Origin of the sequence: Akkermansia sp. N21116 (genome assembly GCF_029854705.2) — a bacterium.
Lineage (GTDB): Bacteria > Verrucomicrobiota > Verrucomicrobiia > Verrucomicrobiales > Akkermansiaceae > Akkermansia.
In genome coordinates this window covers 1,448,063-1,462,914 of sequence record NZ_CP139035.1, presented here as the reverse complement: position 1 = coordinate 1,462,914, position 14,852 = coordinate 1,448,063, and the positions used below count along the sequence as shown (strand labels likewise).

Annotated in this window: 16 protein-coding genes; 13 read left to right on the top strand and 3 right to left on the bottom strand. The window is 54.3% G+C overall.

Translation table 11 applies throughout. The features are described 5' to 3' along the window. Nucleotides 1-8 precede the first annotated feature (8 nt). From truA to QET93_RS05560, 11 genes are all read left to right on the top strand, one after another. On the top strand, nt 9-776 hold the full coding sequence (gene truA, locus QET93_RS05610) for a tRNA pseudouridine(38-40) synthase TruA (protein ID WP_280125762.1): 768 nt from the start codon (nt 9-11) through the stop codon (nt 774-776). A gap of 73 nt (nt 777-849) precedes the next feature. Continuing rightward, the gene (locus QET93_RS05605) at nt 850-1,521 is read left to right on the top strand and encodes a M23 family metallopeptidase (RefSeq protein ID WP_280131945.1); all 672 of its coding nucleotides are present in this window, start codon (nt 850-852) and stop codon (nt 1,519-1,521) included. A 12-nt stretch (nt 1,522-1,533) separates the two neighbouring features. Further along, nucleotides 1,534-2,106, top strand: coding sequence for a nicotinate (nicotinamide) nucleotide adenylyltransferase (nadD, locus tag QET93_RS05600; RefSeq protein WP_280131946.1), 573 nt, complete (start codon nt 1,534-1,536; stop codon nt 2,104-2,106). A 55-nt stretch (nt 2,107-2,161) separates the two neighbouring features. Further along, nucleotides 2,162-2,935, top strand: coding sequence for a phosphoribosylformimino-5-aminoimidazole carboxamide ribotide isomerase (gene hisA, locus QET93_RS05595; RefSeq protein ID WP_280131947.1), 774 nt, complete (start codon nt 2,162-2,164; stop codon nt 2,933-2,935). Continuing rightward, nucleotides 2,932-3,207 carry a DUF167 domain-containing protein gene (locus tag QET93_RS05590; protein ID WP_280131948.1) on the top strand — a complete coding sequence of 92 codons (276 nt, stop codon included), beginning with the start codon at nt 2,932-2,934 and terminating at the stop codon, nt 3,205-3,207. The genes hisA and QET93_RS05590 overlap by 4 nt, the downstream gene beginning before the upstream one ends. Before the next feature lie 68 nt (nt 3,208-3,275). After that, nucleotides 3,276-3,842 carry a nucleotide exchange factor GrpE gene (locus QET93_RS05585; protein ID WP_280125757.1) on the top strand — a complete coding sequence of 189 codons (567 nt, stop codon included), beginning with the start codon at nt 3,276-3,278 and terminating at the stop codon, nt 3,840-3,842. Between the two features lie 15 nt (nt 3,843-3,857). After that, complete coding sequence (dnaJ, locus tag QET93_RS05580; protein WP_280125756.1) at nt 3,858-5,021, top strand: molecular chaperone DnaJ; 1,164 nt, start codon at nt 3,858-3,860, stop codon at nt 5,019-5,021. A 31-nt stretch (nt 5,022-5,052) separates the two neighbouring features. After that, the gene (locus QET93_RS05575) at nt 5,053-5,790 is read left to right on the top strand and encodes a 16S rRNA (uracil(1498)-N(3))-methyltransferase (protein ID WP_280131949.1); all 738 of its coding nucleotides are present in this window, start codon (nt 5,053-5,055) and stop codon (nt 5,788-5,790) included. Between the two features lie 14 nt (nt 5,791-5,804). Next, nucleotides 5,805-6,794 (top strand): HAD hydrolase-like protein, encoded by a 990-nt coding sequence (locus QET93_RS05570; RefSeq protein WP_280125754.1) that lies wholly within the window; start codon nt 5,805-5,807, stop codon nt 6,792-6,794. Between the two features lie 109 nt (nt 6,795-6,903). Further along, entirely contained in the window at nt 6,904-8,370 is a 1,467-nt protein-coding gene (gene gatB / locus QET93_RS05565; RefSeq protein WP_280131950.1) for an Asp-tRNA(Asn)/Glu-tRNA(Gln) amidotransferase subunit GatB, read from the top strand. 110 nt (nt 8,371-8,480) lie between these two features. Further along, nucleotides 8,481-9,233, top strand: coding sequence for a class I SAM-dependent methyltransferase (locus QET93_RS05560; RefSeq protein WP_280131951.1), 753 nt, complete (start codon nt 8,481-8,483; stop codon nt 9,231-9,233). 64 nt (nt 9,234-9,297) lie between these two features. On the opposite strand, the gene QET93_RS05555 is transcribed toward QET93_RS05560, so the two are convergent. The 3 genes from QET93_RS05555 to QET93_RS05545 all read right to left on the bottom strand — a co-directional run bounded on the left by QET93_RS05555 (nt 9,298) and on the right by QET93_RS05545 (nt 12,391). Further along, a complete protein-coding gene (locus QET93_RS05555) occupies nt 9,298-9,891 on the bottom strand; it encodes a DUF417 family protein (RefSeq protein ID WP_280131952.1) in 594 nt (197 codons plus the stop codon). A gap of 73 nt (nt 9,892-9,964) precedes the next feature. Continuing rightward, nucleotides 9,965-10,993 carry a cytochrome d ubiquinol oxidase subunit II gene (cydB, locus tag QET93_RS05550; protein ID WP_280125750.1) on the bottom strand — a complete coding sequence of 343 codons (1,029 nt, stop codon included), beginning with the start codon at nt 10,991-10,993 and terminating at the stop codon, nt 9,965-9,967. Between the two features lie 21 nt (nt 10,994-11,014). Continuing rightward, complete coding sequence (locus tag QET93_RS05545) at nt 11,015-12,391, bottom strand: cytochrome ubiquinol oxidase subunit I (protein WP_280131953.1); 1,377 nt, start codon at nt 12,389-12,391, stop codon at nt 11,015-11,017. Nucleotides 12,392-12,575: 184 nt separating this feature from the next. On the opposite strand from QET93_RS05545, the gene QET93_RS05540 reads away from it, so the two are divergent. Together QET93_RS05540 and QET93_RS05535 are read left to right on the top strand one after the other, a co-directional pair. Beyond that, complete coding sequence (locus tag QET93_RS05540) at nt 12,576-13,460, top strand: SDR family oxidoreductase (RefSeq protein ID WP_280131954.1); 885 nt, start codon at nt 12,576-12,578, stop codon at nt 13,458-13,460. Nucleotides 13,461-13,493: 33 nt separating this feature from the next. After that, entirely contained in the window at nt 13,494-14,777 is a 1,284-nt protein-coding gene (locus tag QET93_RS05535; protein ID WP_280131955.1) for a class I SAM-dependent rRNA methyltransferase, read from the top strand. Nucleotides 14,778-14,852: the final 75 nt, after the last annotated feature.

Sequence of the window (14,852 nt, the reverse complement as noted above, 5' to 3'; positions counted from 1 at the left end):
CTTCCGACATGCCCCGCATCCGCTTCACCGTTGCCTACGATGGACGTCCCTACGCCGGCTGGCAAATTCAGCCCAATGCGCCTACCGTCCAGGCAACCCTGCAGCAGGCTCTAGCCATCGCTCTGGGCAGTCCGATCACCGTCCACGGTTCCGGCAGAACGGATGCAGGAGTCCACGCCTGGGGACAGGTCTTCCACATTGAGACGGAGCGAGCCTCCATCCCGGAAAACCGATGGCCTGCGGCACTCAATGCCCGCCTCCCGCATACCATTAGAATTCTGGACGCCCGGTATGTACCAGACGACTTCCATGCCCGGTTCAGCGCAACAAGCAAAACATACTGCTACAAGATACGGAGAACTCCCTTTCTGAATCCATTCGAGCCGGGCCTCATCTGGCATTGCCCGCGTCCCATGGACGAATCCGTTATGGAAGACTGCCTCGGCCTGTTGCAAGGAGAACACGACTTCCGCGCCTTCGCCGCCCTTCGGGGCAACGAACCGACTCCCCTGCCGGACAGCTACTTCGTCCGCACCATTTACAAAACATCCTTTTCCAAAGAGGAAGATTGCCTAACGCTGACATTCACAGGCAGTGGATTCCTGTACAAAATGGTGAGGCTTATGATCGGGGGACTCTACACTGCTGCAGTCGGAAAAATCACGCGACAAGAATTCAAACGTCTCCTCAACACTCCGGCCACAGGAGACAAAAGCCCGCTTTGCGCTCCGCCGGACGGCTTGTACCTCATGCAGGTTTACTACGGAGAAGAGTGAAATTGTGTCTGTTCGCGCCGATTGGACTTGATGATTACCAGGGTCTCTTTAGAATAATTTTCCATAGTCCTGCATGTCTCGGTTTCTACTCTATATCCTTATTCTGGTTTTCGGTGCCTTTTTCACACCGGAAGCGGAAGCCGTCTTCATGGCAAAAAGAACCAACGAATGGGCTTATGTCCCTCTTTGCGATGGCTTTGACTTCCCTGTCGGAAAACCCAATGCCGATGGATATTACCGTTCCCGCGGACTGCGTTTGAAAAGTCCCCGCCATCTCGGAGAAGATTGGAACGGAATAGGCAAAGGGGACAGTGACTTGGGAGATCCCGTCTATTCCGTCGGTCATGGAGTCGTCACCTATGCTGCAGATGCCAGAGGAGCCTGGGGTAAGGTCGTCATTGTCCGCCATGCCTTCCGCGATCCGAAATCAGGCAAGGTTCTTTGCTGTCAGACTCTTTACGCCCACCTTCAAGATATCAACGTCATTCTCGGGCAACTCGTCCTCCGTGGCACTCAAGTAGGCACAATCGGAAATAACCGAGGTATGTACGCAGCCCACCTCCACGCCGAACTCCATTTCAATATCAGTGTCAATTGCGGACAGCAGGGCATCCCGAAAACGGCTCAGAACTACGGGGATCTTTCAGCCTTCATTAAGCGGTTTCGTCGTCTGCCAGTCGAACGACGGATGGCTCGCGTTCCCATCGGCACCTTCCTTCCCTATAAAGGTACGGAAGGTATGTAAATTCTACCGGAGATGAATATCTGTCTTTTCGGAGGATCCTTCGATCCCGTTCATGCGGGGCATTTAGCCATTGCTGCCAAAGCCGTTGAAGCTTGTTCCCTGGACAAAGTCATTTTTCTGCCCTGCTCCCTCTCTCCTCTGAAAACAGACACCCCGGATGCCACCGGAGACCAGCGCATGGATATGCTCCGTCTGGCAACGGCATATCTCCCCTGGGCCGAAGTCGACGCAACGGATCTTTCCCTGCCCCCTCCGTCCTGGTCCTGGCGGCTCGCCGAACACTTCTCTCTCCAAAATCCGGGTGCCCGTCTTTTCTGGCTCATGGGGACGGATCAATGGACAGACCTTGAAAAATGGAACAACTGGCAATACTTTGTTTCCCTGGTCACCCCGATCGTTCACCACCGCGGAACAATCCCCCAACCCCGCTCACGCGTGCAGGCTGCCTTTATCGACGGTTACCATCCGGCATCCTCTACGAAAATCCGCCAGGATCTCGCCGGGCATCGGCTCCCGCCGGAGGGATGGCTATCCCCTGATGTTCTGGAATACATCCTTCGCGAGCACTTGTACGCCGTCTGTTAACACGTTCCCGTCAAGCTCGCTTGACGGAATCTCCCGAACATGTAGGATGCCTTGCGTGACAAGATTCCGTCCCTGCATCGACCTCCACCGCGGCCAAGTCAAACAAATCGTCGGAGGAACACTCTCCGATTCCGGTCAATCCCTGAAAACCAACTTCGTCTCCGACCATAGCGCCGGATGGTTTGCCGAACTTTACCGCAAAGACAACCTCACCGGGGGACACGTTATCAAACTCGGCCCCGGCAACGACGCCGCAGCCCGCGAAGCCCTCACTGCCTGGCCCGGAGGCCTCCAGATCGGAGGAGGCATCGACATCGGCAACGCGGGAGAATGGATCAACGCAGGAGCCAGCCACGTCATCGTTACCTCATGCCTTTTCTCCACTGACGGCATCTTCCGGGAACGAAAGCTCAGAGAGCTCGTCCAGGCCGTCGGCGCCGATAAACTCGTTCTGGATCTCAGCTGTCGCCGGCTCGGTTCCGGCTGGGCCGTCGCCATGAACCGCTGGCAAACCATCACATCGCTACGCATCACGCGCGACACTCTTGACTCCCTCGCCGAACACTGCTCCGAATTCCTCATTCATGCCGCAGATGTCGAAGGCCTCTGCCTGGGGATTGATGAAGAACTTGTCGCCTTCCTCGGCGAATGGAAAGGTCGCCCCATGACCTATGCGGGGGGCATCGCCTCCCTCAAAGATTTCGACCGAATCAATACCCTCAGTCAGGGTTCTATGGACGCCACCGTCGGCAGCGCGCTTGACATCTTCGGCGGAGAAAGCATCCGCTATGCCGACCTCGTCCAACGCCAGTCCGTTTCCGCCTCATGAAACTGGCCCTCAAAGTCACCCCCAACGCCAGGAAAAACGAATGCCTCGGCTGGGAAGACAATCCCCTTGCCGGGCGTGTCCTTAAGCTCCGCATCGCCGCTCCGCCGGTCGAAGGTAAAGCCAATAAGGAAATCATCTCCTACCTGTCCAAACTCCTGGGCATTCCGAAATCCAGTCTGGAATTCTTCCGGGGAGAAACAGGCCGCCTTAAAATCGTCGAAATCCCCGATACTGCCGGAAAAAAACTCGAACACCTGGAATTTCCAAAGTAAGAGTCAGATATGTGCCATGTCTCAGGGAGCCATTGACTGCAATTGACGAGAATACTAAAAATCGGGGTATGAATAACGACCCGCAGAACCCCAATCTGGACGAGGAACTCCCCGCCGCCGAAACGGGAACGGAAACTCCCGAAACGCAGATGCCCGAAGAAGAAAGCATCCCCGGAATTGAAGAGGAGATGCTCAAGTGGCGCGATACAGCCCTGCGCACCGCTGCGGAATACGACAACTACCGCAAACGCATGGGCAAGGAACGCGAAGAATGCATCCGCTACGCCAACCAACGCCTCATGGAGGAACTCCTTCCCGTAATCGATAACTTTGAAATGGGCATGCAAGCCGCCAGTGCGGACACATCGTCCATGATCTACATCGGAATGAGCATGGTACAAAAACAACTCGACTCTTTCCTTGCCGACCAGGGTGTATCCCCCATCGACGCCGAACCCGGCACGGCATTCGACCACAACCTTCACGAAGCCATCCAACGCGAAACGTCCGACCAGCCGGAAGGCACAATTCTCCGAGTCATCCGCAAGGGATACCGCATCAAAGACCGCCTCCTTCGCCCGGCCAATGTCGTCGTCGCACATAACGAACAACAGGCCGGAGAACAAAACGCCTAATCCACACCTCGCGATATGGCTTCAAAAAAAGATTACTACGAAATCCTGGGCGTTGCCAAGGATGCCTCCGATTCCGATATCAAAAAGGCATATCGGAAACTCGCCCTTAAATACCACCCGGACCGCAACCCCAATGACCCCGGAGCCGAAGAAAAATTTAAAGAACTCGGAGAAGCCTATGATGTTCTCTCCGATGCCGACAAGCGTGCCGCTTACGACCACTATGGTCACGCTGCCTTCGAAGGTGGCGGTGCAGGCGGCCCGGGAGGATTCGGCGGAGGCGGATTCCAGGATCCGATGGACATTTTTGCCCAGATGTTCGGAGGCATGGGAGGATTCGCCGAAGCCTTTGGCGGCAGACAGGGCCAGCAACGCCGGAAAGCCTCCGGAAAACGCCCAGGTTCCGACCTCAGGTACGACCTTGACATTAGCCTCGACGAAGCAGCCGCCGGTTGTATCAAGGAACTTGAAATCGAACGCCTCGTCCCCTGTTCCACCTGTCATGGATCCGGCAGCAAATCCGGCAAGCCCGATTACAAAACCTGCCCCTCCTGCCAGGGGCGCGGTGTCATCACCCGCCAATCCGGCTTCTTTATCCAGCAGACGGAATGCTCCAACTGCCACGGTACCGGGGAAATCATCGCAGACCCCTGTCCTTCCTGCCACGGTGAAGGCCGCGTCCGGGAAGATTCCCACATTTCTATCCGCATCCCTGCCGGGGTTAACTCCGGTGACAAACTCCGCTCCTCGGGCAATGGAGATGCCGGCATCCATGGCGGCGCCACGGGCGACCTCTACGTTTTCATCGACGTCCTGCCCCATTCGATCTTCACGAGACAAGGTGGAGACTTGAACTGCACCGTCCCCATCCCGTTGACCACCGCCATCCTGGGCGGCAAACTGACAGTTCCCTCCCTATCCGGTTCTCAAACCATCAAGATTCCTTCCGGTACGCAATCCGGCATGATCTTCCGGCTCAAAGGCAAGGGAATGAAAACCCTCGGCAGCGACTCGACGGGAGACCTGCTGGTAGAAATCGAAGTTGAAATTCCCAGTAATCTCAGCAGCGACCAGCAATCCAAACTGGAATCCTTCAGCTCATCCATCGTTCCCGAAAAAAACCAGCCAGAATGCCAGGCCTTCAAGGAAAAGGCCAAGCGTTATATGTCCCCTCAATAATCAACTGCGCCGCCCTCACTCATTCCGAGCCATGCCACGCTTCTACCTGCCCAAAAACCGCTGGAACACTTCCATCTGGGAATTGGACGGAGACGAAGCGAAACATGCAGCCAAAGTACTGAGGATGAAAGAGGGAGACGCATGTACGGTCTTCGACGGAGAAGGGAGGGCCTCCCGCGCCATCATAGCGGCTCCTCCCTCCTCCTCATCCGTTCTCTTGAAACCCGACGGAGAATGTTCCGCCGCTCCGGGCATTGCTTCGCTTACCCTCTGCCAGTCCATTCCCAAAGGCAGCAACATGGATTTGATCATCCAAAAATCCGTGGAACTCGGAGTCGGTAGAATCATCCCGCTGATTACGGAACACACCATCGTCCGACTTACGCCCAAAGATGCTGAAACTAAACAGGCCAAATGGCAAAGGACCGCTCTCGAAGCCTGTAAGCAATGCGGACAAAACACTCTTCCCTCCGTCGAACCTCCCCGCTCGTTCCGCGAATGGTTGAATGAAACGAAATTGCCGGAAGTCCCTATCATCGCCTCTCTGGCTCCGGGAGCTCTCCCCATTCGTAACGTCCTGGAAGAAGCTCGTTCCAAAGGCTGCCGTAGTGCGGCCGTCCTCGTTGGTCCGGAAGGAGATTTCACGGCCGGGGAAACGACTCTGGCCCTTGACGCGGGCTTCCGTCCCGTGACTCTCGGTCCTATCGTCCTGCGGGTCGAGACAGCCACCTTTTTTTGCCTTTCCGCTATGCGGTACGCGCTGGACTAACCCTCGATTCCATCATGTTCAAAAATCTCATTTTCGATTGGTCAGGTACCCTCGTCGACGACCTGGACCTGACGTTGGAAGCCTCCAATTACGTTTTCTCCCAGTACGGCAAGGCCAATATGGACCGCAATGAATTCCGCTCGGAATTCCAGCTTCCCTATCCGGATTACTACGCCCGCGTCCTCCCGGAGGCGGATCTCAACGAGCTGGAAGACCACTTCCGCCATGCCTTCAGAATCTCGCGGGAACCCGTCTGTGTCCTCCCCCATGCTCGTGAATTTATGGAATTTTGCCGGTCCCGAGGCATCCGCTGTTTCGCTCTAACCAGCGTCGATGCTAAGGAATTCGACATTCAATGCCGTTCCCTAGGCATGTTCGACTACTTCGAGGCCATCCATGCCGGCATCCGCCACAAAACGAGCCACATTCACAAGTTACTCGACCAACACGGCCTCATCCCCTCGGAAACGGCCTTTATCGGAGACATGCAGCACGACATGGAAACCGCCCACCACGGCGGCATTACCTCCATTGCCGTCCTCACCGGCTACAACGATGCCTCACAGCTGGAGAAATCCCAGCCGGACATGATGGTGCCCCATCTCGGAATCCTTCAGAATCTGTTGCGTAAATTCCCCTCCGCCACTGCCTGCGACCACCAGGATTCCATGAAGATTAAGGGACTCGTCCTGCTCTGCCGCATCGGCGTGCCGGACGAAGAACGGGCCGTCCCCCAGGAAGTACGCGCAGATATTACTCTGAAACTCTCTCATCCCCTTTCCGGGCTGCAAGAAGATCTTGCCGCCACAGTTAATTACGACACTCTCGCCCGAAACCTTACGGAAGAAGCCGCCCGCACTCCCCGGAAGCTCATCGAAACGCTTGCGGAAGACTTGGTTGCCGTCTGCATGGATACGCCTCATGTCTCCTGTGCCTCCGTCACCATCCGTAAATACATCCTTCCCCAGACGGAACATGTCTCCGTCACCGTCCATTCGCACTGACACAGCTTCGTCAATCCGCAAGTAACGGGCTTTTTGCTCGACACTCCGCTGGCTGCGGCCTAGGTTAACGTCATCGTTTTCAGGTATCCTCAAGCAGACCATTTTCCCCATGCCACTCTCCGATTACATTGTTACCATAGGTCTTGAAATCCATTGCCAGATCAAAACACAGAGCAAGATGTTCTGTTCCTGCAAGGCAGGAGCGGGCGACGAACCCAACACCAACATCTGCCCCGTCTGCATGGGACTCCCGGGAGCCCTGCCCGTCCTCAATAAATACGCCATCGAACGCACGGTATTGACCGGCCTGATGCTCGGCTGCCATTCTCCGGAAATTTCCAAGTGGGATCGCAAAAGTTACTTCTACCCGGACATGCCGAAGAACTACCAGACCACCCAGCTGGACCTTCCCCTTTGCATCGGAGGCGGCATCCCTCTCTATCCCTGGTGCTACCCCAGCGATATCGTTAAAAAAGGCTTGCCCGAACTTCGCACTGCCAAACTCGATCACATCCATCTGGAAGAAGACGCCGGCAAGCTCACCCACTTTTCAGGCTATTCGCTGATCGACTACAACCGCGCCGGGACGCCTTTGATGGAGATCGTCACTGCCCCGGACATGCATACGCCGGAGGAAGCGTACGCCTGCCTCAAATCACTTCAGCAAATCGTTATTTATGGCGGCGTCTCCGATGCCGACATGGAAAAAGGCCAGATGCGCTGCGACGTCAATGTCTCCATCCGTCCCAAGGGCCAGGAAGAACTTGGGGAACGCATTGAAATGAAGAACATCAATTCCACCGGAGCCGTCCGCCGTGCCTTGGAGTATGAAATCCGCCGTCAGTGCGAAGACCTCGATCGAGGCATCACCCAGGTACAATCCACTCGGCGCTGGGATGACGAACGCGGGGAAAGCATCCTCATGCGTACCAAGGAAAACACACATGACTACCGTTACTTCACCTGTCCCGATCTCGTTCCCATCCATACGGCATCTACGGTGGAGGCTATGCGAAAAATCGTCCCCGAACTGCCCCTTGAAAAACAGCACCGCTTCGTCCATGAATTCGGTCTGAGCGACTACGACGCCAACGTACTCGTCTCCGATGTGAAACTCGCCCGCTACTTCGAAGAAGCCGCATTCGATCCCAAGCTCGGTAAAAAAGTCGCCAACTGGGTCATCAACACCATCCTCGGCATCCTTAACGAAAAAGGCATGACCCCGGACGAATGTCCGGTACAACCCCAGGCTATCACCGGATTGATTACGATCATCGAAGATGGTACGGTCTCCAACAACCAGGCCAAGGAGGTCTTTACGCTCCTCTGGGATCAACCGGAACTCTCGCCTGCCGAAGCAGCGAAAAAACTCGGTTTTGAAAAAGCCGACACATCCTTTCTCGACGCTATTGTCGAAGAAGTCGTCGCTGCCAACCCGGAGAAAGTTGCTGAAATCGTCGGAGGCAACGATAAGCTCCTCAACTGGCTTACCGGCCAAGTTATGAAAGCAGCCAAAGGCAAAGCCAATCCTAAAATCGTCACGGAAGCTCTACGCGGAAAGCTCGGACTTTCCTGACCCTTGTTTCTGCCACCTCGAATTTTCCACCATCAGCCATTCGGTGCCGTCTCGGGTCCGAATGGCTTTTTTGTCCCCCTACTCCCACCATGAACAACAATGGAAAAACAATGAAATGGGATTCCGCATTCTATCAGGACAAACACGGATTTGTCGCGGAATACGGAAAAGAACTCCTGAAATACATCTTCGATAGCGCTCCCGGGCATATCCTTGATATCGGATGCGGCACGGGTACTCTCACCGGCATCATGTCAGGCCTGGGGCACCAGGTAACCGGCATCGACGCCTCCCCGGATATGGTTCTCAATGCCCGGAACCATCACCCTGCCATCGACTTCTTGGTTATGGACGCTTGCGATATTCCTTGGGAAAACACTTTTGACATCGTTTTTTCCAATGCCGTCTTCCACTGGATCTCCAACCAGAAAAAATTACTGCCCAGCATTTACCGGGCATTGAAACCCGGAGGAAAACTCATCGCCGAAATGGGAGCCAGCGGAAACATCGAAAGTATCCAAAAAGCGTTCGAAGCTACCTCCAGGCAGTACGGCTATCAATATCAATCGCCTTTTTTCTTTCCTTCCTCCACAGAGTACGGTTCCATGCTTGAACATGCAGGATTCCATGTAATCTTCCTCGAAGAATTCGATCGCCCCACCCCATTGGAAGAAGCCGAAGATGGGCTGAAAAACTGGATACGGCAATTTTTTGCAAACGATCTGGAATACTTCACTCCCGAAATATGCAACGCCACCATCCGGCATGTCGAAGAAACATTGAAAGGCAAGTTCTGGAATGGTACCCGCTGGATTGCCGATTACAGGAGGCTTCGCATCATTGCGGAAAAGCCTGTTCCATAAGAATGCGGGGGCGGAAATCCATCTTTCATGGGCTCCACTCCCTATGATTCAAAAAGATGGCAATTTAGGCCTTATGCCGGCGTGCAGCCAGAATGCGGCCCGCATCCACGGACAACAGGATAAACGCTCCGGCCATCATCGCGATATCCTTAATAACAAGACGTCCGGCTCCAGAAAGATACGGAAATCCATGATCCGGTCCTCCTAGGTTCGGAACCCAGGTTTCCGGAGTTGTCACTAAAAACGACAATGTCCCCGCTGTCATGACAATCACCAAAAGATCGCCGACAAGACCTATTTTCGAAGAAAAAAGCCCCAATAGAACAAGCGTACCGATTCCGACAATCAGTGTCCCCAGCCCATAGGCAAAACCATAAGTATTGTTTTTCTCGTGCCACTCGATATTGGTCGGGACAACCTCGCCTTCCTTATTCATGTGGCTTTTATAAGCCGGGGCTTTTTCCGTATAGAAAAAGCTCATGAAGGGGCTGTTGGCGACAAACGGAACGATACCGTCTGCTTCATATTGAGCTACTTTTAATCCTCCGATCCAGGCAAAAACGATGAAGATGGCAATACGGAGAAAACTCACTCCGAACCAACGGCATGATGCAGCTGTTTTTAAAAATACTTCCAGAAGTTGGGATGTTTTGGACATGAAGCCATGGAACACTCAACAGGAAAAATTGCAAGAACTTTTTATAATGATTTTAAATTTTATTCATTCAATCCTAGTAGCTCGATTCATTAATGTGGACTTTCCCGCGGAAAATCCAGTAAATCGCCGCAGAATAAGCCAGGACAAGCGGCACCCCGATCAAAGCTATAACCGTCATGATTTCCAGGGAAAATCTCGTTGAAGCCCCATTGTAAATGGTGAGGGAATACTGTGGATTCGGCATGGAATAGAGCAGATTCGGAAACATGGATGCCCCGAACATCGCCATCAGGCATGCCATCAGGGAACAGGAAGAAATAAACGCCCAGCCTTCGCGATGTTTCTTCAACAGAGGGGGAATGAACGCCACACTGGCAACTGCCAAAACGAGGACGGCAAACATCCAGGGCCTATTCTCCAAAGCAACACGCACATGGTCAATGTACAAGAGTGTCGCCGCAGCATGGCAGATCAGCAGGAGGATAAAAAGCACCATCGTCGGTCTCAGGATGCGGCGCAGATGCATCTGCACATCGCCTTCTGTCTTCATCACCAAGTAAATAGTACCGTGCATGGCGAACAAGGCGACCGTCGTCACCCCCAGCAACAGGGAATAAGGGTTCAGCAAACTCCAGAACGTCCCCGTAAAGTTGCCGTCGGCATCAATCGGAATCCCTCTGACAACATTGCCCATGGCAACTCCGATTAGCAAGGCGGACAAAAAACTGCCAACGGAGAAGCAAATATCCCACAAGGATCTCCACCACCCCATCGGCTGTTTACTACGGAATTCAATGGAAACGGCCCGCAAGATCAAAGCCAGCAACAAAAGCATGAACGCCAGATAAAATCCGGAAAAAACGGTCGCGTACACATACGGAAAGGCAGCAAAGAGAGCTCCGCCCCCGGTAATCAGCCATACTTCATTGCCGTCCCATACCGGGCCGACGGCATTAAGGAGGATACGACGATCCATGTCCTTCTTGAAGAAGAGATGGACGATGCCCGTTCCCAGGTCGAAGCCATCCAGAATGGCATATCCTGCAAACAGAACCCCCACGATGATGAACCAGAGAGCATTCAAGTCAATTCCTTCAAACATAATATATCGATGGGTTGGTAGTTATTCCTTGATGAATGGGATATGCAATCTTCCCTGCCCGGTGTCGTCGAATTCGTCCACACCGTCCGGCCCCTTGTGGATCTTATGGCTGATCTGGTAAATGAACAGGGCCAGAAGAAGGGCGTAAATCACGCCAAACATCGCCAGCGAAGCAATCGCCTGCCCGGAAGTCAGCGTCGGAGAAACGGCATCTTTCGTCCTCAGCATACCGTAAACAATCCAAGGCTGCCGGCCCAGTTCCGCCACGGCCCAGCCGACCTGATTGCCGATCTGAGGAGCCAGCACGGAGAACACAAAACACCACATCAACCACTTGCTCCGAAAGAGCCAGCCTTTCCACCATCCCAACAGCCCCAAGGCCATCAGACCGGCCAGCATGCAACCGATCAGGATCATGATATGGAACGAATAGAAAACAGGAGCGACAGGAGGTAAATCCTCTTTAGGAAAGGCATTCAACCCCTTGATCTCCGCATCTGCGCTTCCGTGTGTCAGGATACTCAGCATATCGGGTACGGAAAATCCCGTAAAATCATGATTCGGTCCGTGAAGAATACCGAAAATATGGAGAGGAAGATGAGAGCCTGTCTCAAACACCCCTTCCATAGCAGCAAACTTGGTCGGCTGCTGGAGGGCCACTTCGCGGGCGCTGGAATCCCCTGTCAATCCCATGCCGGCAACTGCGATCATTCCGATCACCAAGGCTATCTTCATTCCGGCCTTCGCAAACGGAACAAAACGTCCGCGCAGAATGTACCAGGCGCTCACACTCAGGACGAGTGTCGCACCAGCCAGCCAGCAGCCAGACAAAGCATGAGTCAGACGGTCGACCGTGGACGGATTGAGCACGACATCCACGAAACTCGTCATCTCGGCACGCGGTCCCGCCGCCGTCTCAACAATCTTGTAACCGTCCGGCGTCTGCATCCAGGAATTGGCAACAATAATCCAAATCGCACTGAAGTGAGCCCCCAGGCTGACCATGCAAGTCGAGAAAAAGTGCAGCTTCTTTCCCACCTTGTCCCATCCGAACAACAGCAACGCCAAAAAGCCCGATTCCAGGAAAAAGGCAAAGATCCCCTCCGCTGCCAGGGCACTCCCGAAAATGTCCCCCACGTACCGTGAATAATCGGCCCAGTTCGTCCCGAACTGGAACTCCATCACAATGCCGCTCGCCACCCCTAGGGCAAAAATAATCCCGAACATGCGCGTCCAGAACTTCGCGAGTTTATGATACAGGTCATTGCCTGTCTTCAACCACATGCCCTCCATGACTACCAGCAACACTCCCAGTCCAATTGTCAACGGGGGAAAAATGTAGTGGAACATGACCGTCAGGGCAAACTGCAACCGTGAGAGAATAACGGGATCGTCCATAATATGATTTACATTACTGCGCGCTCATTCGTTCAACGCAATCTAAAAATAAAAAAAATTTAATTGGTTCAATTATCGTCCCTATCCGGGAAACACACGTGAACGATTCTCTCACGATTTCAAATATCGTTCCGGGAGAAGGATAAGGCTCGCTTCCTCCCGGGCGAACCCCTATAACGTGCACATGAACTTGTGCCTTGTTCTTGGCGCGCGCGGACGCGTCGGCAGTTACCTGGTCCGGATGTTGGAGGAAAATGACATTCCCTTCATTGCCTGGGGCAGAGCCGACTGCGATATGTACAACCCCGAAGCAGCCGGAGAACTCGTTGCCAACAGCCCGGCAGGTACAGTCATCAACTGCGCCGCCGTCAGCGGAATTGAGGAATGCCTGGACGATCCCGTCTCCGCCCACTACATCAATGCCATGTCTCCCCAGCACATAGCACGGGCTTGCGCACGCCAAGAGAAAAAATTCATTCACCTGAGTACGGATTATGTCCTGGACGGTACCCGGCCCGGTCTTAAGAATGAATCCTCCATCTGCAAGCCTGCCAACACGTACGGGGAAAGCAAATGGGAAGCCGAAATGCGCATTGCCGACGAAATGCCCGATGCTTTGATTGCCCGAGTATCCTGGGTATTCGGTAACATGACCCGGCCTTCCTTTCCGGAAATGGTGTTGAAAAGAGCCATGGAAGGCTCCCCCCTGTCCATTATCGGAGACAAGGATTCCATGCCGACCTTCGTAGACGATCTCTGCCAATGGCTCATCACGCTGGCCCAAGGAGACACTCCGCAGGGAATCCTCCATCTGTGCCAGTCGGGCACACCCGTCACTTGGGCGGATTATGCCCGGGAAACCATTCTGGCTGCCGATGAAGCCGGTCTCCCCCTCCGTTCGAAAGAAGTCACGGAAACCCGGCTCGACGATCAGGCCGGATTCCGGGAAACGCGTCCTCGCCATACTGCCATGGATTCCGGGCGCCTGGCCAGCCTTCTAGGCCATCCCGTACGCTCCTGGCAGGATACCCTCCGCCAGTACATCCGTACCTATGCCCAGAGCTTGTAACTTTTCCCTAAATTTTTCACTACCTTTTTTATCATGTACAACGACAAAAAGCCCTTCCGCCGCGATTCCCGCCCCCCGCGCCGAGACAACACTCCGCCCGCCCGCAAGCGCCTTACCTACCGGGACGGTACACCACTTGGCAGCGAAGCCTGGATATCTCCCTGGGTGGAATTGAAATACTTTTCCTACAATCCGGCCGTCTTCCCCCGCATGATCGGCGCAATCAGTCCGGAAGCTGGTCCGGGAGAATTGGTACACGTATATGATAAAAACGGAGAACTCTTCGGAGCCGGATTCTGGAACGAACCCAGCCGGACACCGCTCCGCATGGTATATCACGGCAAAGACGCCTTTTCAGAAACAGGACTGGACAAGGCCATCGCCGCCGCCGTACGGCTCCGCCGAGAAGTCTTGAGACTGGATGAAACCACCAATGCCTACCGTGTCATCCACGGGGATTCCGACGGTATCGGCGGTCTGATCGTGGATCGCTACGCAGATGTTCTCAGCCTCGAAGTCAGTACGCTGGGTGCATGGCAACGCCTTGAACGCTGGCTGCCTATGCTCCACAAATTGTGCGGTACCAGCCGTCACGTCATCCAGGTAGACGAAGACATCGCCCGCATGGAAGGCATTGATGCCCGCAATCTCCCCTGCCCATCCGCCCCCGTCCGTATCGTTAAAATCCACGAAAACGGCATTACCTATGAGGTAGACTTCGCCCAAGGACATAAAACGGGATTCTTCTGCGACCAGCGTGACAACCGTTTGAAATTTTCCACGATGGTCAAAGGAGCCTCCGTTCTGGATCTTTGTTGTTACAGCGGAGGATTTTCCATTGCAGCCAAAATGCTTGGAGAAGCAGGAGACGTCACTGCCGTCGATCTGGATGAAAAGGCAATTGCCATGGCCAAACGCAACGCCAACATCAATAACCAGCGAATTAACTTCGTCCATGCGGATGCTTTCGTATACGCCCGCCAGATGGTGAGGAACGGCACTCTATTCGATGCCGTCCTGCTGGATCCACCCAAATTCATCATCGGCCGCGACGGCTACGACGAAGGCATCAAAAAATACCATGACTTGAACATGCTGGGTCTGCAATGCCTGCGCCCGGGGGGCCTGTTCGTCACGTGTTCCTGTTCCGGCCTGCTGACTCCGTCCGACTTCGAGAGAGTCATCATCAAAGCAGCCCAGCGCCAGGGACGCAAGCTTCAGATTATGGCCATGACAGGGCCCGGTTGGGATCATCCCTTCCTCAGTACCTATCCGGAAGGACGCTATCTGAAAGTCCTCTGGGCAATTGCCCTGTAAGGCAGCAACCATCCTTCAGTTCCCGGTCCGGGCAGGAGTTTCTCCGTCCGGGCCGTTTGCTGTGGGCACATATTG

Excerpts from the sequence above, each read along its gene's own strand:
- QET93_RS05545 (WP_280131953.1), bottom strand. The coding sequence starts at position 12,391 with ATGGACGATCCCGTTATTCTCTCACGGTTGCAGTTTGCCCTGACGGTC.
- nadD (WP_280131946.1), top strand. The coding sequence starts at position 1,534 with ATGAATATCTGTCTTTTCGGAGGATCCTTCGATCCCGTTCATGCGGGG.
- QET93_RS05540 (WP_280131954.1), top strand. The coding sequence starts at position 12,576 with ATGAACTTGTGCCTTGTTCTTGGCGCGCGCGGACGCGTCGGCAGTTAC.
- QET93_RS05590 (WP_280131948.1), top strand. The coding sequence starts at position 2,932 with ATGAAACTGGCCCTCAAAGTCACCCCCAACGCCAGGAAAAACGAATGC.
- QET93_RS05560 (WP_280131951.1), top strand. The coding sequence starts at position 8,481 with ATGAAATGGGATTCCGCATTCTATCAGGACAAACACGGATTTGTCGCG.
- dnaJ (WP_280125756.1), top strand. The coding sequence starts at position 3,858 with ATGGCTTCAAAAAAAGATTACTACGAAATCCTGGGCGTTGCCAAGGAT.
- cydB (WP_280125750.1), bottom strand. The coding sequence starts at position 10,993 with ATGTTTGAAGGAATTGACTTGAATGCTCTCTGGTTCATCATCGTGGGG.
- QET93_RS05575 (WP_280131949.1), top strand. The coding sequence starts at position 5,053 with ATGCCACGCTTCTACCTGCCCAAAAACCGCTGGAACACTTCCATCTGG.
- QET93_RS05570 (WP_280125754.1), top strand. The coding sequence starts at position 5,805 with ATGTTCAAAAATCTCATTTTCGATTGGTCAGGTACCCTCGTCGACGAC.
- QET93_RS05585 (WP_280125757.1), top strand. The coding sequence starts at position 3,276 with ATGAATAACGACCCGCAGAACCCCAATCTGGACGAGGAACTCCCCGCC.
- QET93_RS05555 (WP_280131952.1), bottom strand. The coding sequence starts at position 9,891 with ATGTCCAAAACATCCCAACTTCTGGAAGTATTTTTAAAAACAGCTGCA.
- truA (WP_280125762.1), top strand. The coding sequence starts at position 9 with ATGCCCCGCATCCGCTTCACCGTTGCCTACGATGGACGTCCCTACGCC.
- QET93_RS05535 (WP_280131955.1), top strand. The coding sequence starts at position 13,494 with ATGTACAACGACAAAAAGCCCTTCCGCCGCGATTCCCGCCCCCCGCGC.
- gatB (WP_280131950.1), top strand. The coding sequence starts at position 6,904 with ATGCCACTCTCCGATTACATTGTTACCATAGGTCTTGAAATCCATTGC.
- QET93_RS05605 (WP_280131945.1), top strand. The coding sequence starts at position 850 with ATGTCTCGGTTTCTACTCTATATCCTTATTCTGGTTTTCGGTGCCTTT.